The 20,689-nt window shown below is 64.3% G+C and carries 22 protein-coding genes; 13 read left to right on the top strand and 9 right to left on the bottom strand.

What is annotated here, in order from left to right:
- Positions 1–26: 26 nt before the first annotated feature.
- On the bottom strand, positions 27–1,319 hold the full coding sequence (gene serS, locus ACP15W_RS04875; protein WP_424931733.1) for a serine--tRNA ligase: 1,293 nt from the start codon (positions 1,317–1,319) through the stop codon (positions 27–29).
- Positions 1,320–1,604: 285 nt separating this feature from the next.
- Between serS and ACP15W_RS04870 the strand changes: the two genes are divergently transcribed.
- The 6 genes from ACP15W_RS04870 (at position 1,605) to ACP15W_RS04845 (ending at position 7,824) form a co-directional block, all read left to right on the top strand.
- The gene (locus ACP15W_RS04870) at positions 1,605–3,689 is read left to right on the top strand and encodes a methyl-accepting chemotaxis protein (protein WP_424931732.1); all 2,085 of its coding nucleotides are present in this window, start codon (positions 1,605–1,607) and stop codon (positions 3,687–3,689) included.
- Positions 3,690–4,158: 469 nt separating this feature from the next.
- The gene (gene minC / locus ACP15W_RS04865; protein ID WP_424931731.1) at positions 4,159–4,941 is read left to right on the top strand and encodes a septum site-determining protein MinC; all 783 of its coding nucleotides are present in this window, start codon (positions 4,159–4,161) and stop codon (positions 4,939–4,941) included.
- A gap of 27 nt (positions 4,942–4,968) precedes the next feature.
- Entirely contained in the window at positions 4,969–5,787 is an 819-nt protein-coding gene (minD, locus tag ACP15W_RS04860) for a septum site-determining protein MinD (protein WP_424931730.1), read from the top strand.
- Positions 5,784–6,077 (top strand): cell division topological specificity factor MinE, encoded by a 294-nt coding sequence (minE, locus tag ACP15W_RS04855; RefSeq protein ID WP_424931729.1) that lies wholly within the window; start codon positions 5,784–5,786, stop codon positions 6,075–6,077. Before minD ends, minE begins: the two co-directional genes overlap by 4 nt.
- Before the next feature lie 26 nt (positions 6,078–6,103).
- Positions 6,104–6,565, top strand: a complete 462-nt coding sequence (locus tag ACP15W_RS04850; RefSeq protein ID WP_424931728.1) for a nucleoside deaminase — start codon at positions 6,104–6,106, stop codon at positions 6,563–6,565.
- A 521-nt stretch (positions 6,566–7,086) separates the two neighbouring features.
- Positions 7,087–7,824, top strand: a complete 738-nt coding sequence (locus ACP15W_RS04845; RefSeq protein WP_424931727.1) for a YrhK family protein — start codon at positions 7,087–7,089, stop codon at positions 7,822–7,824.
- A 43-nt stretch (positions 7,825–7,867) separates the two neighbouring features.
- Here the strand turns inward: ACP15W_RS04845 and ACP15W_RS04840 are convergent, their stop codons facing one another.
- Positions 7,868–8,041 carry a hypothetical protein gene (locus ACP15W_RS04840; RefSeq protein ID WP_424931726.1) on the bottom strand — a complete coding sequence of 58 codons (174 nt, stop codon included), beginning with the start codon at positions 8,039–8,041 and terminating at the stop codon, positions 7,868–7,870.
- A gap of 84 nt (positions 8,042–8,125) precedes the next feature.
- Positions 8,126–8,353, bottom strand: a complete 228-nt coding sequence (locus tag ACP15W_RS04835) for a DUF465 domain-containing protein (RefSeq protein WP_424931725.1) — start codon at positions 8,351–8,353, stop codon at positions 8,126–8,128.
- Between the two features lie 273 nt (positions 8,354–8,626).
- On the opposite strand from ACP15W_RS04835, the gene ACP15W_RS04830 reads away from it, so the two are divergent.
- From ACP15W_RS04830 to ACP15W_RS04820, 3 genes are all read left to right on the top strand, one after another.
- Positions 8,627–9,562, top strand: coding sequence for a hydrogen peroxide-inducible genes activator (locus ACP15W_RS04830; protein WP_424931724.1), 936 nt, complete (start codon positions 8,627–8,629; stop codon positions 9,560–9,562).
- Between the two features lie 86 nt (positions 9,563–9,648).
- Positions 9,649–10,074 (top strand): thiol-disulfide oxidoreductase DCC family protein, encoded by a 426-nt coding sequence (locus ACP15W_RS04825; RefSeq protein WP_424931723.1) that lies wholly within the window; start codon positions 9,649–9,651, stop codon positions 10,072–10,074.
- A 106-nt stretch (positions 10,075–10,180) separates the two neighbouring features.
- On the top strand, positions 10,181–10,570 hold the full coding sequence (locus ACP15W_RS04820; RefSeq protein WP_424931722.1) for a PAS domain-containing protein: 390 nt from the start codon (positions 10,181–10,183) through the stop codon (positions 10,568–10,570).
- 221 nt (positions 10,571–10,791) lie between these two features.
- Here ACP15W_RS04820 and ACP15W_RS04815 read toward each other — a convergent pair whose 3' ends face one another.
- Positions 10,792–11,484 carry a metal-dependent hydrolase gene (locus ACP15W_RS04815; protein ID WP_424931721.1) on the bottom strand — a complete coding sequence of 231 codons (693 nt, stop codon included), beginning with the start codon at positions 11,482–11,484 and terminating at the stop codon, positions 10,792–10,794.
- Positions 11,485–11,548: 64 nt separating this feature from the next.
- Here ACP15W_RS04815 and ACP15W_RS04810 point away from each other — a divergent pair, with 64 nt between their 5' ends.
- From ACP15W_RS04810 to ACP15W_RS04800, 3 genes are all read left to right on the top strand, one after another.
- Complete coding sequence (locus ACP15W_RS04810; RefSeq protein ID WP_424931720.1) at positions 11,549–12,208, top strand: ceramidase domain-containing protein; 660 nt, start codon at positions 11,549–11,551, stop codon at positions 12,206–12,208.
- A 418-nt stretch (positions 12,209–12,626) separates the two neighbouring features.
- Positions 12,627–13,466: a formate/nitrite transporter family protein gene (locus ACP15W_RS04805; protein ID WP_424931719.1), complete on the top strand. Its 840-nt coding sequence runs from the start codon at positions 12,627–12,629 to the stop codon at positions 13,464–13,466.
- A gap of 69 nt (positions 13,467–13,535) precedes the next feature.
- Positions 13,536–15,263 carry a protein kinase domain-containing protein gene (locus ACP15W_RS04800; protein ID WP_424931718.1) on the top strand — a complete coding sequence of 576 codons (1,728 nt, stop codon included), beginning with the start codon at positions 13,536–13,538 and terminating at the stop codon, positions 15,261–15,263.
- A 30-nt stretch (positions 15,264–15,293) separates the two neighbouring features.
- On the opposite strand, the gene ACP15W_RS04795 is transcribed toward ACP15W_RS04800, so the two are convergent.
- The 4 genes from ACP15W_RS04795 to ACP15W_RS04780 form a co-directional block, all read right to left on the bottom strand.
- On the bottom strand, positions 15,294–15,815 hold the full coding sequence (locus tag ACP15W_RS04795) for a hypothetical protein (RefSeq protein WP_424931717.1): 522 nt from the start codon (positions 15,813–15,815) through the stop codon (positions 15,294–15,296).
- Positions 15,816–15,973: 158 nt separating this feature from the next.
- Positions 15,974–17,056, bottom strand: coding sequence for a hemin-degrading factor (locus ACP15W_RS04790; protein WP_424931716.1), 1,083 nt, complete (start codon positions 17,054–17,056; stop codon positions 15,974–15,976).
- 172 nt (positions 17,057–17,228) lie between these two features.
- Entirely contained in the window at positions 17,229–18,476 is a 1,248-nt protein-coding gene (locus ACP15W_RS04785; protein WP_424931715.1) for a vWA domain-containing protein, read from the bottom strand.
- Positions 18,473–19,099 carry a TetR/AcrR family transcriptional regulator gene (locus ACP15W_RS04780; RefSeq protein WP_424931714.1) on the bottom strand — a complete coding sequence of 209 codons (627 nt, stop codon included), beginning with the start codon at positions 19,097–19,099 and terminating at the stop codon, positions 18,473–18,475. The genes ACP15W_RS04785 and ACP15W_RS04780 overlap by 4 nt, the downstream gene beginning before the upstream one ends.
- A gap of 83 nt (positions 19,100–19,182) precedes the next feature.
- Here ACP15W_RS04780 and ACP15W_RS04775 point away from each other — a divergent pair, with 83 nt between their 5' ends.
- The gene (locus ACP15W_RS04775) at positions 19,183–19,686 is read left to right on the top strand and encodes a DUF1772 domain-containing protein (protein ID WP_424931713.1); all 504 of its coding nucleotides are present in this window, start codon (positions 19,183–19,185) and stop codon (positions 19,684–19,686) included.
- A gap of 6 nt (positions 19,687–19,692) precedes the next feature.
- Here ACP15W_RS04775 and ACP15W_RS04770 read toward each other — a convergent pair whose 3' ends face one another.
- The gene (locus ACP15W_RS04770) at positions 19,693–20,604 is read right to left on the bottom strand and encodes an AAA family ATPase (RefSeq protein WP_424931712.1); all 912 of its coding nucleotides are present in this window, start codon (positions 20,602–20,604) and stop codon (positions 19,693–19,695) included.
- Positions 20,605–20,689 lie beyond the last annotated feature (85 nt).

Here is a 20,689-nt window from a genome sequence, read left to right as displayed (position 1 = left end):
TTAGGAAGGTCGCAGGTCGTTTAACGCTAAACCAGTTCGCCCTCAGGTGTGACGCGCGTCTTGCCTCGCAGGTAAGGATGGAGGGCTTCGGGCAGCGAAATCGACCCGTCTTCCTGCTGGCCATTCTCCAGCACCGCGATCAGACAGCGTCCGACCGCCACACCGGAACCATTGAGCGTATGGACGAACTCCGGCTTCGCTCCCTCCTCGGGGCGGAAACGGGCGTTCATCCGGCGCGCCTGGAAGTCGCCGCAAACCGAGACCGAGCTGATCTCGCGATAGGTATCCTGCCCCGGCAGCCAGACCTCGATGTCATGAGTGCGACGTGCGCCAAACCCCATGTCGCCAGTGCAGAGCACGATGGTGCGATAGGGAAGCTCCAGTTTTTCGAGCACATTCTGGGCGCAGGACGTCATCCGCTCCTGCTCGGCGCGGCTCTCGTCCGGCTTCGTGACCGAGACCATCTCGACTTTCTCGAACTGGTGCTGGCGCAGGATGCCCGAAACATCCTTGCCCGCCGACCCGGCCTCGGAACGGAAGCACTGGGTGTGTGCGGTCATGCGCATGGGAAGCTGGGATGCATCCAGGATCTGGCCCGCTACGAGGTTGGTCATCGTCACTTCGGAGGTGGGGATGAGCCACCAGCCGTTGGTGGTGCGGTAGCTATCCTCGGCGAACTTGGGGAGCTGGCCGGTGCCGAGCATGGCGTCGTCGCGGACAAGCACCGGGGTCCAGTGCTCCACAAGCCCGTGTTCCTCGACGTGGAGATCGATCATGAACTGGGCGAGCGCGCGGTGAATCCGGATCATCGCGCCCTTGAGAACGACGAAACGGGAGCCCGACAAACGGCCCGCGGCTTCAAAATCGAAGCCCGGCTTCGCACCCGGAATCTCGAAGTGTTCAAGCGGCTTGAAGGAAAACGCGCGAGGGGTTCCCCAACGATGAATCTCGACGTTGTCTTCCTCGCTCTCGCCATCGGGCACATCGTCGAACGGCAGGTTCGGCAGCGTCATCAGAAGGTCATTCAGCCGGGCATCCTCGGCCTTGGCCTCTTCTTCCAGACGAGAGATTTCTGCTTTCTTTTCAGTGACTAGACCACGAAGCCGCTGGAACTCCGCCTCGTCCCCCTTCGCCTTGGCGGCGCCGACCTGCTTGCTGGCGGCATTGCGCTCGGCGAGGGCGGATTCGGAAGCGGCGATCTTCGCGCGGCGGGATTCGTCGATGGCCAGAATCTCGGCCGAACGGGGCTCGGCCCCGAGCCGCTTGAGGCCGGCATCGAAGGCTTCGGGCGCTTCTCGGATGGCGCGGATATCGTGCATTTTTCAGGTCCCGCTTCTGGTGTCGCGGGGCTTATGCCGGATCGGGGCGTGAAATCAAAGAGCTTTCGGGAGGCGGCCCGCGCAGGGCCGTATTCGAACCCCGAAAGCCGTATGGAAACGATATGGAATCGATATGGAAAACGTATGTATGGTTGTTACCGAACCGTTAAGGTTTGAGCACCCCCACCGAAAACCCGAGCATTTCCGCGAATTAAGCCGTTCTTAATCGAAACCGGCCCACTCTCCCGCTCGCGCCAAGTCAAGCAAGAGACGGAGTTCAGCGTCGTGTTCAATTTCCTGACCGGGAAACCGGATCCCCGGGCGCAAGGTGCTGAGGTGGCGGATGCGCTCCGCGCGCGCGACGAGTTTCAGGCAATCGAACGCTCCATGCTGATCTTCCGCGTCAACCGCGAGGAGCAGATCATCGACGCAAACGCGGCCTTCGCCGCGACGATGGGCTACGCATCGGAAGAGTTGCAGGGCCAGCCGCACGACATGCTGCTTCGCCCCAAGGACAAGGGAAGCCGGGACAACCTCGAGCTCTGGCGCAAGGTCGCGCAGGGAGAGGATGCAACCGGAATCTTTCCACGGCAGTCGAAGACCGGCGAGGAGGTCTGGCTCGACGCGACCTACTCCCCGGTGAGCGACGCGTCGGGCGCGGTTCTCTATACGCTCGTGACAGCGCGACACATCACCGATTATCATTTGCGCCGGCGCGACAACCGCAGCCAGGTGGACGCCTTGCGGCGCTCGATCCCGGTGATCGAGTTCGATCTCAACGGCACGATCCTCTGGGCGAACGAGCTCTTCCTTCAGACGATGGGCTACCGGCTGGACGAGATCGTAGGCAAGCACCACCAGATGTTCGTCCCGGACGAGTTGGTCGATACAGAAGAATATCGGAACCTCTGGGACGAGCTTGCGCGGGGCACGGTCAAGTCCGGCGAGATGAAGCGCATGGACAGCGCGGGCGAGACCCGCTGGCTCCAGGCGACATACACGACGGTGATCGACCCCGAGCATCAGCCATTCAAGATCGTGAAATACGCCTTCGACATCACGGATGCGAAGAACAGGGCGGCAGAGGCGGATGACGAGATTGCCGCAATCCAGCGCACGCAGGCGATTTCCGAGGTTTCTCCCGACGGCAACTTTGTCGAAGTGAACGAGCAGTTCTGCAAGATCATGGGCTATGAGCGGCATGAACTGGTCGGCCAGCATCACAGCATCCTGCACCACCCGGGCTACACCCAGTCGGGCGAGTACAAGGATATCTGGGACCAGATCAGCCGTGGCCGGCCCTTCAGGGGCAATTTTGTCCGTCGCTCCAAGGATGGCGGCAGGGTCTGGTTGCAGGTGAGCTGCAATCCGATCCGGGACGCGGAAGGCCACGTGAGCCGCATCCTGATGTTCTCTCACGACATGTCGGTTTTCCAGATCACCGCCGACACCATGCAGCAGGGATTGCAGCAGGCCGCGGACGGAGACCTGACGGTTCGTCTCACGCAGGACCTGGGCGAGCTCGATGGCGTCCGCCAGAGTTTCAACAATGCCATCGCGAAAATGCGCAAGGTGATCGAGGGAGTGGTCGCGCGGTCCCAGGCATTGCAGGATGAAACACTGGACATCACCCGCGCCACGGAGGACCTGGCCCGGCGCACCGACGCCCAGGCGAGCACGCTCGCCAATGCCGCCGCGGCGGTCGAGGAACTCAACACCTCCGTTCAGAGCGCGGCACAGATGGCCGCGGGTGCCCGCGACATGGTAGGCGGCGCGCGCACGAGTGCCGCCCGGTCGAGCGAGGTCGTGAACAAGGCCGTGAGCGCCATGGACGAGATCTCGGCAAGTTCGGACAAGATCTCCACCATCACCGGCCTGATCGAGGAGATCGCCTTCCAGACCAATCTGCTTGCGCTCAACGCGGGTGTCGAAGCCGCGCGGGCCGGAGAGGCGGGGCGGGGCTTCTCCGTCGTGGCCTCCGAAGTGCGGGCCCTGGCGCAGCGCTCATCGGACGCGGCGCAGGACATTGCCAAACTGATCGCGGAATCGACCGAGCAGGTGGGACGCGGCGTCGAGATGGTTGGCCAGGCCGGGTCGTCGATCGAGGAGATCGACACGACGATCAACGAAATCCACGACCGGGTGAAGGATATTGCTGCGTCCGCCCAGCGGCAAGCCGGCGCCCTGACGGATGTGAGCCGGGCGATCAACGCGCTCGACCAGTCCACCCAGCAGAACGCGGAAATGGCGGAAGAGACCAACTCCGCCACCCAATCTCTGATGGACAGCATCCAGGGAATGCGCGCGGACGTGGCCTATTTCCAGAAAGACGGCAGCAACACGCGCGCCGGGCACCGCAAGGCGGGCTGACCCCCCGACGGGATCGCGAGGCTTCGTGAGCGGCGTCCTGGCGGCCTTCGCGGGTCGTCGCACAAACGCGTGGCGCGAGCCGATTTCCCGTGCCTCAACCCACCCCTGAAGGCCGCGTGCGGGCACCCTGATCCGGGGCGCAGGAAGCACTGTCGGAGGACGAGTGCCGGCGGGAGCCGCCGACCGGCGTGCGGCGGGCAATCCGCGATCCGTTTTCGAATCCCCGAGGGCCGCGCAAACGGGAGAGAATCAGCAAAAAAGCCCTTGGAGCGATGGAAATCGGTGGAAATCCGGGGTCGGAATGCTGCACAAACGTGACGCAACCCCTTGCCAAACAATCAAGGACCGAGGCCGGGCGGGGGTAGTCGCGTCAAGATAGAATGATACGCATTGCTCAACCCCCGAAAAGGCATATAATGGTGTTAAGAAACGTCGAGGCACGAAATAGAGACAGGGGAGCAGACCTGCTGTGCAATCATTGAGTGTAAAGGACAGGGTCACCGAGGCTGTCGCCGCGGTCATGCCTTTCCAGATCCGGAGCCGGTCCTTTACCGCGGTGGTTCTGCGACTTTCCGGTGCGCCGGGGGACGAGTTCTTCGATGCGCTGGATCGTCAGCTTGCCCAGGCGCCCCATTTCTTCTCGAACGCGCCGGTGCTCATCGATCTGGAGCGCGCGGACGGCCCCGACGGCACCGATGACTTCGCGTTCCTGTCCTCCGAGCTGCGCCGCCGGAAGCTCTCGGTCTTCGGCATTCAGAACGGCTCGCCGGAGCAGTCGGCCGCAGCACTCGATGCGGGCCTGATCACGCTGACGGGCGGGCGCGAGGTGCCTCACTCGCGGGACCGGCGCGACGCCAAGGCAGCCGCCAAGCCCGATGCGGCCCCTGCCCCGGAAGCGGTCGAGCCGGAACCCGAATTCGAGCCCGAGACGATCCTGATCACCGAGCCGGTGCGCTCGGGCCAACGCATCTTCGCCGACCGCGGCGACCTCGTGGTGGTGGCCTCGGTCAGCTCTGGTGCGGAACTGATCGCCCATGGCAACGTGCATATCTACGGGACGATGCGGGGCCGCGCGCTTGCCGGCGTCAACGGCAACCGCAATGCCCGGATCTTCTGTCAGGACCTGAAGGCGGAACTGATCGCCATCGCTGGGCTCTACCGCACCAGCGATGATCTCGGTCCCGAGACCAGCGGGAGGCGCGTACAGGCCTTCCTGAAGGACGAAACCCTGTGCGTTGAGGCGCTCAAATAGGCGAAGGCTACGGAAGAGGAGCAATACTTGGCCAAGATCATCGTTGTCACATCGGGCAAGGGCGGCGTCGGAAAGACCACGTCGTCGGCAGCCATCGGAGCGGGTCTGGCCCTGCGCGGCCACAAGACCGTCGTCATCGATTTCGACGTGGGCCTGCGCAACCTGGACATGATAATGGGCTGCGAGCGGCGCGTGGTCTTCGATTTCATCAACGTCATCCAGGGTGACGCCAAGCTCAAGCAGGCGCTCATCAAGGACCGCCGCAACGAGAACCTCTGGGTGCTGCCGACCTCGCAGACCCGCGACAAGGACGCGCTGACCCGCGACGGCGTCAAGCAGGTGCTCGACGAGCTGCGCGAGGATTTCGACTACATCGTCTGCGACAGCCCGGCCGGGATCGAGCGCGGTGCGCATCTGGCGATGTACTATGCCGACGAGGCGATCGTCGTCACCAACCCGGAGGTTTCCTCGGTGCGCGACAGCGACCGGGTTCTGGGCCTGCTGAACTCCAAGACCGATCGCGCGGAAAAATCCGGCACCGAGCCGGTGAAAGCGCATCTCCTGCTGACCCGCTACGACATGGCGCGCGTCAACAAGGGCGAGATGATGAAGGTCGAGGACATTCTCGAGATCCTGGCGATCCCGCTTCTGGGCATCATCCCGGAAAGCACGACCGTGCTGAAGGCTTCCAACGTCGGCATGCCGGTTGTCTTTGACGAGAAGTCGCCTGCCTCCAAAGCCTACGGGGATGCGGTGTCGCGGCTGATCGGCGAGCAGATCGAGATCCAGCTTCAACCGGCCGAACGTCCGAGCCTGTTCAAGCGGCTGATGGGGCGCACGGCATGAAGCTCTTCGGTTTCTCTTTCCGCCCCCGTGAAGAAAAGACCGCCGACATGGCCAAGGAGCGCCTGCAGATCCTGCTGGCGCACGAGCGGACGGACCGCTCGAACGCCGAGCTCCTGCCTGTGCTCCAGCGCGAGATCATCGAGGTGATCAAGCGCCACATGAAGGTGGACAGCAAGACGGTGGACATCAAGCTCGAGCGTGGGGATGAACTCTCGAGCCTCGAGATCAACATCGAATTGCCCGGCGCGCAGCAGCTTTCGGCAGCGGGCCGACCGGCCGTGAGCGCCTGAGCCAACCGGCCGGAGCTTGCCCGGCAATGGGCTCGGAAACACGGTTTGCGCCCGAGATGGATGTGGCGCTGACTGAAGCGCGTGCGGCATTCGCGCGCGGCGAAACACCTGTGGGTGCCGTCGTCGTTTCGGCGGGGGGCGAGGTGTTGGCGCAGGCGGGAAACCGGACGCGGGAGCTGAGCGATCCGACCGCACATGCGGAAATACTGGCGATCCGCGCAGCCTGTGAGGCAGCAGGCTCGGAGCGGCTGCCGGGATCGGTTCTTTTCGTGACGCTGGAACCTTGCGCGATGTGCGCGGGCGCAATTGCCGCGGCCCGGATCGCGCGTGTCGTCTATGGGGCGGCGGACCCGAAATCCGGCGGTGTCGAGCAGGGCGCGCGCGTCTTCGAGCAGGCACAATCCCATCACAGGCCGGAGGTTGTGGGCGGTGTGCGCGAGACGGAATGCGCGGGCCTCCTGCGCGATTTCTTTGCCATCAGGCGGTGAGGCTGGGCGTTTCCGTGCGCGGGTGGCCGCCGCGCGGAAATTCCGGCTTTTCGCTGCGGGTGCTCGAATTTTGCAGCGGGTGCAAGGTCGCATGAAGGAAGGGCTGGGAGTCGCCATTCGCCGCTTGTCGCTCCGGAGTTGGTGGTGCGGATCAAAGCTGCTGGTCGTCGGATCTCATTAATTGCTGCTCTCGGCCCTTCACGCCATTGGTGCTGGGAAACAATGGCACGGAACAAGCCGAAGGCGCCGTGCCTGCGGCGGCCCGCCCGGACGGGCTGGCGCATCGTTTAAGCTGGGGCATACCGCTGGTCTAGGCAGTGTCGTCACCATCAACTGCGCCGAACAGACGGCTTTGCGCCATCCCCCGGTCCGCCGCCGGCCCGGCTTACAAGTAGGCGACGGTCCGTGCAGTTCTCTCATTCGAGTTCCACATCGCAGACTGGAGTGAAATCGCCAGATGGCGTCAATCAATGTTGCCTGGGGGACGGGCGGCGTCGCATGGTTGCCGAAATCCATTTTCAATGACCTGCGAGGCCATGATGCCGCATCTCTTCGTCAACAGACCGCGCGTTCATGACCTTGTCAGCGAAAACCCCGATCTCAAGGATCATTTTCGGTGGGAGACCTTCAACGCCATCGCCTACAAGATCGGCGGGGCGATCTTCATTCTGGGCAGCGTGCTGTTCTTCCCGTCGCTCGAGGCCTATGCCAATCTCGGTGCGTGGCTCTTCATTCTCGGGTCGCTGTTCTATCTCGTGGTCACAGGGCATGACCTCGCGGAGGTCGTGCGCTTCGCCCGCACGCGCAAGGGAAGGCCGACGATCTGGGACCGGCTCGAGGCGCTGGCGGCGGTCTCCTACCTGATCGGCACGATACTCTTCGTTATGGGCAGCGTCTTCTTTCTCTCCTGGGTCGGGCTCTTCCATGCCGGGGCGTGGTGTTTCGTCATCGGCAGCCTGCTCTTCGTGCTCGGCGCGGTGGTGAACGTGCTTCAGGTCGTGCAGGCCCCGGAGAAGGTGACGCTGCAACTGATGAACCTCACGGCGCTCACCTTCGTGACCGGGTCGGTGCTCTTCACCGTCGCATCGATCCCCTACCTCTGGCATGTGGGCACGGCCGGGGATCGCCGGTTAATCGACGGGTTTCTTGCTTGGCAATACGTGGCGGGGAGCGTCCTGTTCTTCCTCGGCGGGGTCTTCAACTACTGGCGGGCCTTCGTGGTGATCCGCCGGCAGATCGCGGCAGCGCGGGGGGCCTGACGCCCCTGCCCCTTGCAGGATCACGGCCCCGGACACGGGGCGCTCAGCCAGCCACGCCGAGCCGTGCGATCTCTCGCCGCGGTGCAGGCTGCTGCTTTCGGGACTTGCGGCGTTTTTCCTCGGCCTCGAACTCTGCCTCTTCGAGAAGCTCGGAAATGTCGGCGCTGTGAAAGAGGCGGGTGGCCATGACGACGTCGTTCGTGATCGGGAAGGTCATGCGGTCGGATGTCCTTTGCGGTCGGGCCAAGGGTCTGGAGGGATGCCCGCCCCCGGCGGGAGGCGGGCGGTGTCGCACTGGCAATCAGGTGGCGGCCCGGTCGCGCGACCATTTCCGCAACCGACCCTCATGGGCCCTCAGCTGGTCCTTCAGGCGAAGGCGCTCTCGCTTGAGCCACTGCAACATCCCGGCATCAGGGCGCGGGCGGCGCTGTTCGGTCTCGACGCGCAGATCGAGCCGGCGGTGCCGCCGACGGAGCGTGTCGATACGCGACAAGAGCGATGCCGTGTTTCTCGCGGGCTTCAGGGTCATTCGGGTCTACCTCCTGTGGGTTGCGGATTGTGGTGGTACAGGGCGGGAAGCGCGCGTTCGAAGAGGGCACGAACGCTGTGTTGGGAGCGCGCGCGGCGATGCCTGGGGATGCACTGACCGCTGTCGATGGCCTGTCTGTCGTCTTCGGATCTGACGGGCCGTCCAACGCACCCTCCCTTGTTTCGCTTCCTGCCGCTGTTCCAGACAGATGATGTTGCGGAGGCGATTGTTCGAGACTATGCTTCTAGAAATTTCCATCGGAAAAACCTATCGATGAACCCGCAACCGACCTTGAGGCAACTGCAGTATTTCGCCGCGCTCGCGGAGACCGGGCATTACCGCAAGGCCGCCGAGCGCGTCGGCATCAGCCAGCCCTCGCTCAGTCTGCAGATTGCCAATCTCGAAGAGGTACTGCGCCTGCAACTGGTGGAACGCGGACGTGCGGGTGCGGTTCTCACACCGGCCGGGCGCGAGGTTCTCGGACGGGCCAAGCGCATTCTCGACGACGTTTCTGCGCTGGTGGACCTGTCTGGGCGCTTGAAATCCGGGCTCTCTGGGATGATCCGCCTTGGCTCCTCTCCGGCGCTCGGCCCCTATATCCTGCCCTCGGTCGTGCGGCGGTTGCATGACGCCTATCCGTCGCTGCGGCTGCTTGTTCGGGACGGTGCGCCGCGAGACCTGTTGCAGGAATTGCTCGATGGCCGGCACGACCTGATCCTGACGCAGCTTCCGGTGGCCTCGAGCGATGTCACCGTCCGGCGGCTGTTCCGGGAGCCGCTCCGGCTCGTCATGGCACGCGATCACCCGCTGGCGGAGCGCGCCTCTGTCGACGATGCCGACCTCGCCGGACAGAACCTGCTGACGCTCTCCAGCGCGTTCACGCTGCATGTGCAGATTGCGGCGCTGGCGCAGGAGGTCGGGGCCAACATCCACCAGGAGTACGAGGGCACGAGCCTCGACGCGCTGCGCCAGATGGCTGCCATGGACATGGGGCTGACCTTCCTTCCCGCTCTCTACGTTCAGTCGGAGATTTCCCAGCCCGATGCGGATGTTGCCGTGGTGCCGTTCCGGGGGGACCGGTTCACGCGCTCGATCGGCATCGTCTGGCGCAAGACCGCCGGTGACGCCACGGCCTACACCACTTTCTCCGAGATCGTTCGCGATATCGCCGTCACGAAGTTCGGCAAGTTCATCCGCCTGGAGGACTGATTGCGGGGAGCCGCCGCAGCCCGGAGCATGACATCGACGCAGGCTGCGCTATCTTGCGGTGAAGCATGGAAAGAGCGGGCGAGACAATGACGGAGAAGACAGCCGATGGCGACGCGGGCACCTGCGATCTGACCGTCTACTACGATGGCTCCTGCCCGCTCTGTGCCGCGGAGATGCGCTACTACCGCTCGCGCAAGGGCAGCGAGGCGTTGCGACTGGTGGATGTATCCGCGCCGGATGCGGCACCGGGCGCAGATCTCGACCGGGATGCGGCCATGCGGCGCTTTCATGTGCGCCGGGCCGATGGCTCGCTGCTCTCCGGTGCTGCGGCCTTCGCCGCTGTCTGGGAGGCCCTGCCGGGGTGGCGTGTCGCGGGTCGCATGGCCGGGTCCCGGCCTGTTGCCTCGATCCTCGAGCTGGCCTATCGCGCCTTCCTTCCGGTTCGGCCCGCACTGTCCCGCCTCGCGCGGCGCATGGGCGCGAAACCGGAGCGCGGCACCGACACGCACTGACACCCGCCCAACAGCAGACAAATCCCTGTCGAGACGGGTGTTTCCGTCGTGATCGGTTTTGGTCTAGGATGGGGCCAAGACGAATGGGTGATCTGCGAGGCAAACCATGACGGAGACAGTTCGGGAATCGGTTCCCAGCGAAGACGATCTGATCAGCATGCTGGAGTCCGACGAGCGGTCGATGAGCGTGGTGATCACCAAGCCGTCCCTGCCGGACAACCCGATGATCTATATCAGCGAGGAGTTCGAGGCGCAGACCGGATACACCCCCGAGGAATCGCTCGGGCGCAACTGCCGGTTCCTGCAGGGGCCCGAGACCGATCCGAAGGCGGTGGAGGCGATCCGCGCGGCCCTGAAGGCACAGACGACCTTCACCATCGACATTCTGAACTATCACAAGTCCGGGGAACCGTTCATGAACCGGCTTCGGATCCGGCCGCTCTTCGATGACGAAGGCGAGTTGATGTATTTCGTCGGCGCGCAGAACCCGGTCTGAGCCTTCAACTCTCACCGCCCCACACCGGCGCACCGCCCGTGTCCGCAGATGCGCTGACAGACACGACCAACGGGGTGATCAGGGCCTGCGAGACGAAGCGCGGGTAACTGGGGCGACGGCGTGCGACGGTGGGCCTGGGCCTTTCAAAGGCCCCCCGGCGCGGCCCGCAAGGCCGCACCTACCCCATAAATCAAGCTCCTCATGGCCAATCGGCCCCGTGATCAGATCTCGAAAGGCACCATGATTTCGGGCTCGATGACGTTCACGCCCGGAAGGCCGGATTTGAGCGCATCGGCGCTCTGCTCGAGCAGCGGGAAGGTCTTGTAGTGGCAGGGGATCAGGGTCTGGAAGTTGAAGAACCGCTTTGCGGCGTAGGCCGCACGCTTCATGTCCATGGTGAAATGCCCGCCCGCGCAGAGAATGCCAATATCGGGGTGGTGCAGATCCTCGAAGATCTCCATGTCCGCCATCACATCAGTATCGCCGGAGAAGTAGATCGTGTGTCCTTCGCCGGAGATCATGTAGCCCGCTTCCGCGCCGGCATAGACCGGCCCTTCCTCACCCCCATAGGAGGAGGAGTGGACCGCGTTGACCATGGTGACGGAGACATCGCCGAGCTTCACGGTGCCGCCCTTGTTGAAGCCCACGGTCTTGATCCCGTGCTTGCCTTCCCAGTAGCCCATCAGGTCGAAGATGCCGACCATGGGGATGTCGAGTTCCTTCGCGATGCCGACCACATCGGTGGCGTGGTCGAAATGGCCATGGCTCAGTAGGATGTGGGTGGCGCCCTCGATGGCGGCCTTCCGGTCCTGACCCTCGAAACTCGGGTTGCCGTCGAACCAGGGGTCGATCAGCAGCACTTCGCCCGCGATCTCGATGCGAAATCCGGAATGGCCCAGCCACGTAATCTTCATTTCAATTCCCTCCTCGTTTCTGGTCGGATGCATGTTCAACGATCCACGCCCTCGCGGAGTTTCAATGGACTGGTTTCGTCAGGTCAACAGCTACTGCGAACGCACCGATTTCACCTACTGGTCCGAGCCGGTTAACGCGCTGACAAATCTCGCCTTCGTCCTCGCAGGCCTTTGGGCCCTGCGGCTTTCGGCACGCGCGGGCGATCGGGGCGGACAAGCGCTCTCGGTGATCCTCGTGCTGATCGGGGTCGGCTCATGGCTCTTTCACACCCATGCGCAGATCTGGGCGATGATGGCGGACGTGATCCCGATCCTCATTTTCATTCTGGCCTACGTCTTTCTCGCGACGGTGCGGTTCCTTGCCCTTCCCCTCTGGGCCGGTGCAATCGCGGTGGTGGCATACATTCCCTACTCGGCGGCGTTCGGGGCGGTTTTCGAGCCGCTTGTGGGCGGGCTCAACGGCTCGATGAGCTACATGCCGGTGCCTGTGCTGATCCTGGGCTATGCCCTGCTCTTGCGCCGGAGGCGGCCGGAGACCGCGCGCGGGCTCGCCGTGGGCGCATCAATCCTGCTCGTCTCGCTCTTTTTCCGCACCATCGACCGGGAGATTTGCGCGAGCTTGCCGCTTGGCACGCATTTCCTCTGGCATCTGCTCAACGCGGTGATGCTTGGATGGATGATTCGCGTGCTGGTAGAGGACGGGCGCCGGGCCGAAACAGCCTGAAGGAGCGACTTCTGATCAGTTATTGTGCACGAATTGCGCGCAATAGCGGCCAAATTCGCTGGAAGACAATTTTTCTTGCACCTGCGAGATCACTGGTCTAGAAGCAAAACTACTTTGTGACCTGGGGTCGCGAACGGAATTTCGTTTCCGCGCTCCAGGCTTCTGCCGCAACGGCGCGGCCCTTCCTGACACCGCCAGATCTGGCGACCAGCAAAGGCGCTGTGTGACACCGGCCCGCCCCATGTGGGGATGGGTCGCGGAATGCGGCACAAGCATCCCCCTCCATCCCGCATTCCGACCAGGAAACAGCGCAGGCCCCATTTCCGGCCTGACCGCGCCGATGTCTTTGCCGGAGGACGAGCCCCTCCAGCGCGCCTCCCCGAAACCCCGGAACCGACACCCTGCAAGGAACCCTTTCATGTCCTACGTGATGCCCAAGGATTTCGCGACGAAGATGATCGACGCGGGCGAATCCAAGATCTTCATGTCCACCAAGGATACGCTCATCCGCGCCTACATGGCCGGTGCGATCCTGGCGCTTGCCGCCGCTTTCGCCGTGACCATCGCGGTCAACACCGGCGACTTCCTCGTGGCCTCGCTGCTTTTCCCGGTGGGCTTCTGCATGCTCTACCTGCTGGGCTTCGACCTGCTGACCGGCGTCTTCACCCTCTGCCCTCTTGCGGTCATCGCGAAGCGGCCGGGCTGCACCTGGAACGGCGTGTTCCGCAACTGGGGTCTCGTGTTCTGCGGCAATTTCGCCGGCGCGATGACCACCGCGGTGTTCATGGCGATCATCTTCACCATGGGCTTCAGCCAGGAGCCGAACGCGATCGGACAGCGGATCGGCGTGATCGGCGAAAGCCGGACGGTGGGCTATGCGGCAGCGGGCGCCTCGGGCATGCTGACGGTCTTCATCCGTGCCGTGATGTGCAACTGGATGGTTTCCACCGGCGTCGTGGCCGCAATGATGTCGACCTCCGTTTCCGGCAAGATCATGGCGATGTGGATGCCGATCCTCGTCTTCTTCTACCTCGGTTTCGAGCATTCCATCGTGAACATGTTCCTCTTCCCGAGCGGCATCATGCTGGGCGGTCAGTTCACCTGGTTCGACTACCTGGCCTATAACGAGATCCCGGTGATCCTCGGCAATCTTGTCGGCGGCCTGACCTTCGTCGGCGGCATGATCTACTCCACCCACTACAGGGAATCGCCGAAGCGCAATGCCGAGGCAAAGCTCGCGCAGGTCCCGGCGGAGTAAGCCCTGCCCCGGAGCAATGACCAAGCAGCCCCGCCCCAACCGGCGGGGCTTTCGCGTGCGGAGGTGCCGGTGAGCGAGAGACTTGAGGTTCGTGTCGGCCAGTGCACGGATGCGGGCCGGAAGGCCGAGAACCAGGACTTCCATGGGGCAGTGATCCCGGAAGGGCCTGCGCGCGCGCTCAAGGGCGTTGCGGTCGCGGTGGCAGACGGGATCTCGACGAGCCGGTTCGGACGCGCGGCGGCCGAGACCGCGGTGCGCTCGTTTCTCGACGACTACTACGCCACGTCCGAAGCACTATCGGTGCGAAGCTCGGCCTGTCTCGTCATCGATGCCGCGAATGCCTGGCTCCATGCGGAGACCCGGCGCGGGCAGGACTGGCAGGACCCCGATCGCGGTCATCTGTGCAGTTTTGCCGCCCTCGTCCTGAAGGGACGCCGGGGCTACCTCTTCCACACGGGCGATGTGCGCATTCACCGCATCACCGGAGGCGCACTGGAGCGGCTTACCGAGGATCACCGGGTCCAGATCTCGGCCGAGGGAAGCGTTCTCGCCCGCGCACTCGGCCTGAGCCACAATGTCGAGATCGATCACCGGGAGGTGCCGGTCGAGGAAGGCGCGCGTTTCCTGCTCAGCACTGACGGCGTGCATGACCACCTGCCCGCCCGGAAGATGGCGGAGGCTGCGGCACTTCCCGACCCGGAGGCGGCGGCGGCCCGGCTTGTGGAGTTGGCGCTCGCGGCCGGCAGTCCCGACAACCTCACGGCGGTGGTTGTGACGGTGGATGCGCTGCCCGAGGACGCAGGCGCCGATGCCCTCGCGCGCGAGGTGGATCTGCTTCCACCCGCGCCGCTTCTGGAGCCACCAGCAGAGATCGATGGATACAGGCTGCTGCGCATCCTGCATTCAAGTGCACGCAGCCGGATCTATCTTGCGGTGGCGCCCGGATCGGGCGCGCGGGTCGCGCTCAAGGTGCCGGCCGCCGACATGGGGGAAAACCGGGCGCATCTGCAGCAGATGATGATGGAGGAATGGGTCGCGCAGCGGATCTCGAACCCGCATGTCCTACGGGCACGCCCGCCCGACCAGGCCCGAACTGCGATCTATTCCGTGATGGAGTATGTGGAAGGGCAGAGCCTTCGCCAGTGGATGCATGACAATCCGGTGCCAAGTCTCGCGCAGGTGCGCGACATCGTCGGGCAGATCGCCGCCGGGCTGCGGGCCTTCCATCGCCGGGATATGGTGCATCAGGACCTGCGCCCAGAGAACGTGATGCTCGACGGCGACGGAACGGTGCGGCTCATCGATTTCGGTGCGGTCCGGGTGGCCGGAGTGATGGAGCTGTCGGATCTGGGCCGCAGCGAGGACATTCTGGGCACCGTGCAGTATACCGCGCCGGAGTATTTCCTCGGCGAGATCGGAACGCCGGCCTCGGACCAGTTCTCCTTGGCGGTGATTGCCTACGAGATGCTGACAGGCCGGCTGCCCTACGGTATCGCGGTTTCGAGTGCGCGCAGCATCATCGCGCAACGCAAGCTTCGCTACACGCCGGCCCGCAACGACACGCGCCATGTACCCGGCTGGATGGACGAGACGCTCTCCCGCGCGCTTGCCGTTGAACCGGGCCGCAGGTATCCCGCGCTCTCGGAGTTCGTGACCGACCTGTCGCGCCCCGATCCCCGCCGGGCTTCGCGGCGCACCGCGCCACTTGCCGAGCGCGATCCGGTGCGGTTCTGGCAGTTCGTCTCGCTGGGGCTTGCCGCGATCATCGCACTGCTTCTGTCGGGCGGCACAGGCTGAAGTGGAACCCAGACGGGCTAGTCACATTGCCTAGTTCGATCCGGATTGGCGGCGTTTCCGGGCCGCGCGTCCCACGACGAAACCATCCGCCGTCATTACGGCAATCCGGGCAACAATCAGAATCGGAAGCGCGCGCGCAAGCAGGTCATGCCCGCGCGCCAGAACTTCCGAGGCAAAGCACCATGCCAAAAGGCCAAGGAGAGCCAGCGCGACCAGGACGGCATAAAGTAGAGCCATGGACGCCCGCGCCACCCAGGCCGTGGGCCGCGGAGAAAGCGGAGGCATGTCTCGGACCCCGATGAAGTCGGATACGGCACGCCAGACCACGAGCAGGCAGATCACCCCACCAGCGGCGAAATGGCCGATCACGACCGGGGGATAGGAACGGGTGCCCGCGCGCAGGAGGTTATCGAAAAAGAACCCGATCGAGCCGAACGCAAGGTATTGAACCACAATCAGGATCAGAATGTAGCAATGCAGCAGCTTCTGGCTCGGAGGTACTGGAAATGCGGAATGGGGCATGGTCTGAGGCACGCTACGTAAAAAGGTCATGAAAACAATCTGAAACTAGCGCCGCGAGCGATCGGCATAAAGGTTCATTTGCACCGCAGCAAGAACTTGGGGGACGGGAACGGGCTGGATGATGCGGCCGTCTTTCCGAGCCTGGCTGGAGGCGCCTGATAGATCGCGCCCCGTGGCGCTGGCTCTCGTCAGGCGGGTGGCTTCTCAGCAGCCAATCCCGCGATCAGTTCGCGCCAGTCCATTCGCTCGCTTTGGCCGGGCAGACGCTCACCAAAAACCTGGCAGATGCAGTCGCCCGATCGGTCGAAGAGCTCGAGCGAATGGATGTCGCCGCGGGTCGAAGGCTTGCGCACGATCCAGGCGCTGGCGATGAGGTCCTCGCGCAGATGCAGGTTGAAGTTCGGATCCAGGACATTGAGCCATGGCCCGACGGTCTCGACATGCTCTACAGGGCCGGAATGGATCTGGACGCAGCCCGGATTGCTCACGAAAACCATGATCGGCAGGGCGCGCGCAGCGACACCCTCCAACACCCGGCGAGCCATTGCCGCGGGAACGGGTCGCGCCCGATCCCCTCCGCCGAGACGCAGGGCCTGCAGCCGGGAGACCCCGAAATCGCGGACGAGGCCGTGGAACGCGTGACTGTGCTCGAGATTGTCCCAGGCGGCGCGCAGGCCCGGAATGTCGATCTGGTCGTCAGGCGTCTCCTCAGGTGGGGCCGCAGGCGGATCGAAGGAAGCAAGCGGAGCCTCGTGATCGGCGAAATCCGTCACGATGGCGCAGAAGGCCGCATCATCGGTGGCCTCGGTGGGATAAATCTTGTGGATCGCGGTGCCGCTTTGGTCGAAGAACTGGAGAGAGGCGCGCAGGCCACGGGGCGTTTCCTCCACAAGCTGATAGCCGTGGGTCCAGTACTTGAGGAAAAGCCGGAGGTCGATCGCACCGAGAACCTGCCCCATCGCACCGTGGAACTCCGGGCGAGAATAGGTGCCCTGCTTCTCGTGCACGCAAGCATCGTTGCGGGTCAGCGCCATGAGCGGTCCTGCCTCGGGCAACCTCGCGATCAGCGCTCCGAAACCTTCCGAAATGTCGGGGCGACGCAGGCGGGTCGCGGCGCCGGTCGCGCGGCGGGCTTCCACGAGGGCCGCTTCTGGCAGTCCGAGCGCCTTGGCCGCGTCGCGCATCCGCATCCGGCCCGATTCCGACCGCAATGCCGTTTCGCGCGCCAGCAATTCCCTGGGATGTTCGACGCGCACGGCTTCCGTGAACATGCTTCCCTCCTTCGATCAATCGCAATGCGGGGCGGTTCAACAATGCATCGGCGGAGTAAATTGCCAGAGCCCCCGGATATCTCCTTCAAGAGAAACACGGTTCGCCAATAAATTGAAACAACTTCTGCGGAGTCTCGGCGCGAAGATAGGCGAATACGCGCTTGCTGGGGCCTCAGGCGGCCAGCATGGCCTGCAACCGCGCCCTGTCGCCCGGCTTTTCAGGCCCGGTCAGCACCGATGCGAGGTCTTCTAGGCTCGCGAGATTGTGGCAGGCGCGAAAACTGTCCACATGCGGGAGAATCGCCCGGATACCGCGAGCTTTCGGCGCGAATCCGTCCCAGCGGAGGAGCGGGTTGAGCCAGACAAGGCGGCGCGCCGACAGATGGAGCCGTTCCATTTCGCGGGCGAGAAGTTCGGGATCATCGCGGTCAAGCCCGTCGGTGATCAGCAGGACCACCGCCCCCTGCCCCAGCACGCGGCGCGACCAGTCCCGGTTGAATTCGTGGAGGGTCGCGCCGATCCGGGTTCCACCCTCCCAGTCCTGGGCCTCTTGCCCTGCGGCGTCGAGGGCAGCGTCGACGTCGCGTTGCCTCAGGTGGCGGGTGATGTTGGTGAGCCGCGTGCCGAAGGTGAAGGCATGGACCTGCGCCCAGCCGGGACCACGCGTGTTGGAGACCGCATGCAGGAAATGCAACAACATGCGGGAATAGGCCGACATCGAGCCGGAAATGTCGCAAAGTGCCACGAGGTTCGGCCAGCGGATACGCCGCTTGCGCCATTCCAGCGCCTTGATGTCGCCACCGGCCCGCAGGCTTGCGCGCATCGTCGCCTGCCAGTCGGGAATATGGCCACGGCTATCCGCCCTGGTTCGTCGGCTGGCGATGGGGCGGACATCGAGATCGAACCGGGCGATGGCGCGCTTTGCGGCGGCAATCTCGGCGGTGGACATCTGCTCGAAATCGGCGGTCTTCAGGGTCTCGTCGATGGAAGCAGTCAGCGAAAGGTCGATCTCGACCTCCTCCCCGGTCTCGGGACGTTCGGGCGACTCGGGGGCCTCCGCGCCATCGAGAAGCGCTTCGGCCGCGCGACGTTCCGCCGCCGACGGGTCGGGCGCGTCGTTCATGTTGCGCAGCGTCGGCATCAGGATCGACATCATGTGTTCCATGAACTGCGGATCCCGCCAGTAGAGCCGGAAGATCTGCGCGAAGACGAGGCGGTGTTCGGGGCGGCTGACGAAACAGGCCTGGAGCGTGTGGTAGAAATCGGCCTTGTCGGTAAAGCCCACGGCCTCGACGGCGCGGATGGCATCCACCACCCGGCCCGTGCCGACGGGAATGCCCGCCCGGCGGAGCGCTCGAGCGAAATGGGTAATGTTGGCGGCGAGCTTGCCTTCGCCGGTGATGTCGGATGCCGCGTTCATGCCTTGACCTTAACGTCCGGACGCGTCGGGGGATAGAGCCGCGCAAGATCTGCAAGCGCGCGCGCGGCGCGGGCCTCGATCTCGGCGTCTGTCGGGGATGGGAGCGCACCGGTTGCACGGCGGATCTGCAGATCGCCCACCAGCAGGTCGATATAGCGCGCGGCGGCCACTGTCGGGTCGTCGAAGCGGAAGAGGCCGGCGGTGGCGGCACGCGCGAGTACATCGGCGATCAGGGGTGCGATCACGTCGCGTCCGGCCGCAGCAAGTTCGTGGCCCAGCGTATCGGTGGGATCGGCGGCGGCGGCGCGATTGAGCGCGATAGCCCGGTCGGACAGGAGCGTGGCGAGAAGCGCGGGACCCAGACGCTCCATCGCGACCTCGGGCGGACAGCCACTTGCAAGGTCGCCTTCGAGCTGGGCTCTCAGACTTTCGGCATTTCCGGCCACAAGCGCGCGGAAGAGGCCGGTCTTGTCGCCATACCACCGGTAGAGCGTTTCGTTGGACGCCCTGGCGCGTCTGGCGATGCTGAGCATCGAGGCGGCCGCAAAGCCGCTTTCGGCCAGCACCTCGTATGCAGCCGCTTCGATCTCTGCCCGGCGATTGCTGCGCCTGTCTTCCCGCACTGTGCCTCCGAAAGCCGATTGACCGAATCCGTAATCCTCATTACGGATAGACGCAAGCGTAAACAGAATTACGGATTTTCGTCATGGCAAGACATCTGCCTTCCCCGCTTGCGGCCACAGCGCTCACTGCGCTTATCCTCCATGGGGCCATCTTCGGGTTTTTCTATGCCTGGGTCTGTTCGACCATGTGGGGACTCGACACGCTGCCCCCGCTCACGGCCATCGAGGCAATGCGGGCGATGAACGGCTCGGTGCGCAACGCGGTCTTTGCGCCCGCCTTCTTTGCGACGCCTTTCGTTTCCCTTGCCGTAGCGGCATGGGCCTGGCGATCGGGTCGGGCAAATGCCGCGCGCCGGTTTGCCGCGGCAGGGATCGTCTATCTGCTCGGAGGGCTGGTACTGACCATGGCGGTCAATGTGCCGATGAACGAGGCGCTTGCCCTGGTTGCCCTGCCTGAGAACACGGAGGCGCTCAGGCAGATCTGGGAGGCCTATTCCGGTCCATGGCAGGTCTGGAACCAGATCCGCACGATCTTCAGCGGGATCGCGCTGCTGCTGGCGGGGATGGGACTTCTGAAACTGGCCTGAGCGGCGTCAGACAGGAGCAAGCGCTGCGGAGGCTTCATCGAGGATGCGCTTCACCTCGGAACCCTGCATTCGGGCAATGTCGTCCTGGTATTTCAGTAGCGCACCCAGCGTGTCGGCAATGACCTGTGGCGAGAGTTGCACCGCGTCCAGCGCCACAAGGCACTTGGCCCAGTCGATGGCCTCGGCCACGCCGGGCTTCTTGAAGAGATCCTCGCCCCGCAGGCGCTGGACGAAGGTCACGACCTCGCGGGTAAGAGCCTCGGTCGCCTCGGGGGCCTTGGCGCGGAGGATCGCGTATTCCCGGTCGAAATCGGGGTAGTCGACCCAGTGGTAGAGACAGCGGCGCTTGAGCGCGTCATGGACCTCGCGGGTTCGGTTCGAGGTAAGGATCACGATGGGCGGCTCGCCGGCCGAGACGGTGCCGAGCTCGGGGATCGTCACCTGAAAATCGGAAAGGGCCTCCAGGAGGAAGGCCTCGAAGGGTTCATCGGTGCGGTCGAGTTCGTCGATGAGCAGAACCGGCGGACCGCCCTCCTGCGGTTGCATGGCCTCGAGGAGCGGCCGGCGGATGAGAAAGCGATCGGAAAAGAGCTCGTTCGTGAGACTCTGGCGGTCGGCGCCGCCCTCGGCTTCCGCCGTGCGGATCGCGACCATCTGGGCAGGGAAGTTCCACTCGTAGACGGCCGATGTGGCATCGAGCCCCTCGTAGCATTGCAGACGAATGAGCCGACGACCGAGCGCCGCCGACAATGCCTTGGCGATCTCGGTCTTGCCGACGCCCGCCTCGCCTTCGAGGAAGAGCGGACGACCGAGCCTGAGGCTGAGAAACACGACCGTCGAGAGGCCGCGCCCCGAAACATAGCCGGCTTTCCCGAGCATGTCCTGGGCGGCGTCGATCGAGGCTGGCAGGTCTGGCATTGGGCTCCTCCGATTTGGGGGCATTTGTGAGGCGCATCGGGTCGAAATCAACCCCTGATAAGGTCGCAGCCTACAAACGCAAGGG

Source organism: Amaricoccus macauensis, assembly GCF_049800915.1.
Classification (GTDB): Bacteria; Pseudomonadota; Alphaproteobacteria; order Rhodobacterales; family Rhodobacteraceae; genus Amaricoccus; species Amaricoccus macauensis_A.
The sequence above is the reverse complement of the archived record's forward strand: the minus strand, read 5'-3'. Positions and strand labels throughout refer to the sequence as shown.

What these genes read in the sequence shown, in the direction of transcription:
- serS (WP_424931733.1), bottom strand. Translation starts at nt 1,319, where the DNA reads ATGCACGATATCCGCGCCATCCGAGAAGCGCCCGAAGCCTTCGATGCC.
- minE (WP_424931729.1), top strand. Translation starts at nt 5,784, where the DNA reads ATGAAGCTCTTCGGTTTCTCTTTCCGCCCCCGTGAAGAAAAGACCGCC.
- ACP15W_RS04850 (WP_424931728.1), top strand. Translation starts at nt 6,104, where the DNA reads ATGGGCTCGGAAACACGGTTTGCGCCCGAGATGGATGTGGCGCTGACT.
- ACP15W_RS04845 (WP_424931727.1), top strand. Translation starts at nt 7,087, where the DNA reads ATGACCTGCGAGGCCATGATGCCGCATCTCTTCGTCAACAGACCGCGC.
- ACP15W_RS04840 (WP_424931726.1), bottom strand. Translation starts at nt 8,041, where the DNA reads ATGACCTTCCCGATCACGAACGACGTCGTCATGGCCACCCGCCTCTTT.
- ACP15W_RS04835 (WP_424931725.1), bottom strand. Translation starts at nt 8,353, where the DNA reads ATGACCCTGAAGCCCGCGAGAAACACGGCATCGCTCTTGTCGCGTATC.
- ACP15W_RS04830 (WP_424931724.1), top strand. Translation starts at nt 8,627, where the DNA reads ATGAACCCGCAACCGACCTTGAGGCAACTGCAGTATTTCGCCGCGCTC.
- ACP15W_RS04825 (WP_424931723.1), top strand. Translation starts at nt 9,649, where the DNA reads ATGACGGAGAAGACAGCCGATGGCGACGCGGGCACCTGCGATCTGACC.
- ACP15W_RS04820 (WP_424931722.1), top strand. Translation starts at nt 10,181, where the DNA reads ATGACGGAGACAGTTCGGGAATCGGTTCCCAGCGAAGACGATCTGATC.
- ACP15W_RS04815 (WP_424931721.1), bottom strand. Translation starts at nt 11,484, where the DNA reads ATGAAGATTACGTGGCTGGGCCATTCCGGATTTCGCATCGAGATCGCG.
- ACP15W_RS04810 (WP_424931720.1), top strand. Translation starts at nt 11,549, where the DNA reads ATGGACTGGTTTCGTCAGGTCAACAGCTACTGCGAACGCACCGATTTC.
- ACP15W_RS04805 (WP_424931719.1), top strand. Translation starts at nt 12,627, where the DNA reads ATGTCCTACGTGATGCCCAAGGATTTCGCGACGAAGATGATCGACGCG.
- ACP15W_RS04795 (WP_424931717.1), bottom strand. Translation starts at nt 15,815, where the DNA reads ATGACCTTTTTACGTAGCGTGCCTCAGACCATGCCCCATTCCGCATTT.
- ACP15W_RS04790 (WP_424931716.1), bottom strand. Translation starts at nt 17,056, where the DNA reads ATGTTCACGGAAGCCGTGCGCGTCGAACATCCCAGGGAATTGCTGGCG.
- ACP15W_RS04785 (WP_424931715.1), bottom strand. Translation starts at nt 18,476, where the DNA reads ATGAACGCGGCATCCGACATCACCGGCGAAGGCAAGCTCGCCGCCAAC.
- ACP15W_RS04775 (WP_424931713.1), top strand. Translation starts at nt 19,183, where the DNA reads ATGGCAAGACATCTGCCTTCCCCGCTTGCGGCCACAGCGCTCACTGCG.
- ACP15W_RS04770 (WP_424931712.1), bottom strand. Translation starts at nt 20,604, where the DNA reads ATGCCAGACCTGCCAGCCTCGATCGACGCCGCCCAGGACATGCTCGGG.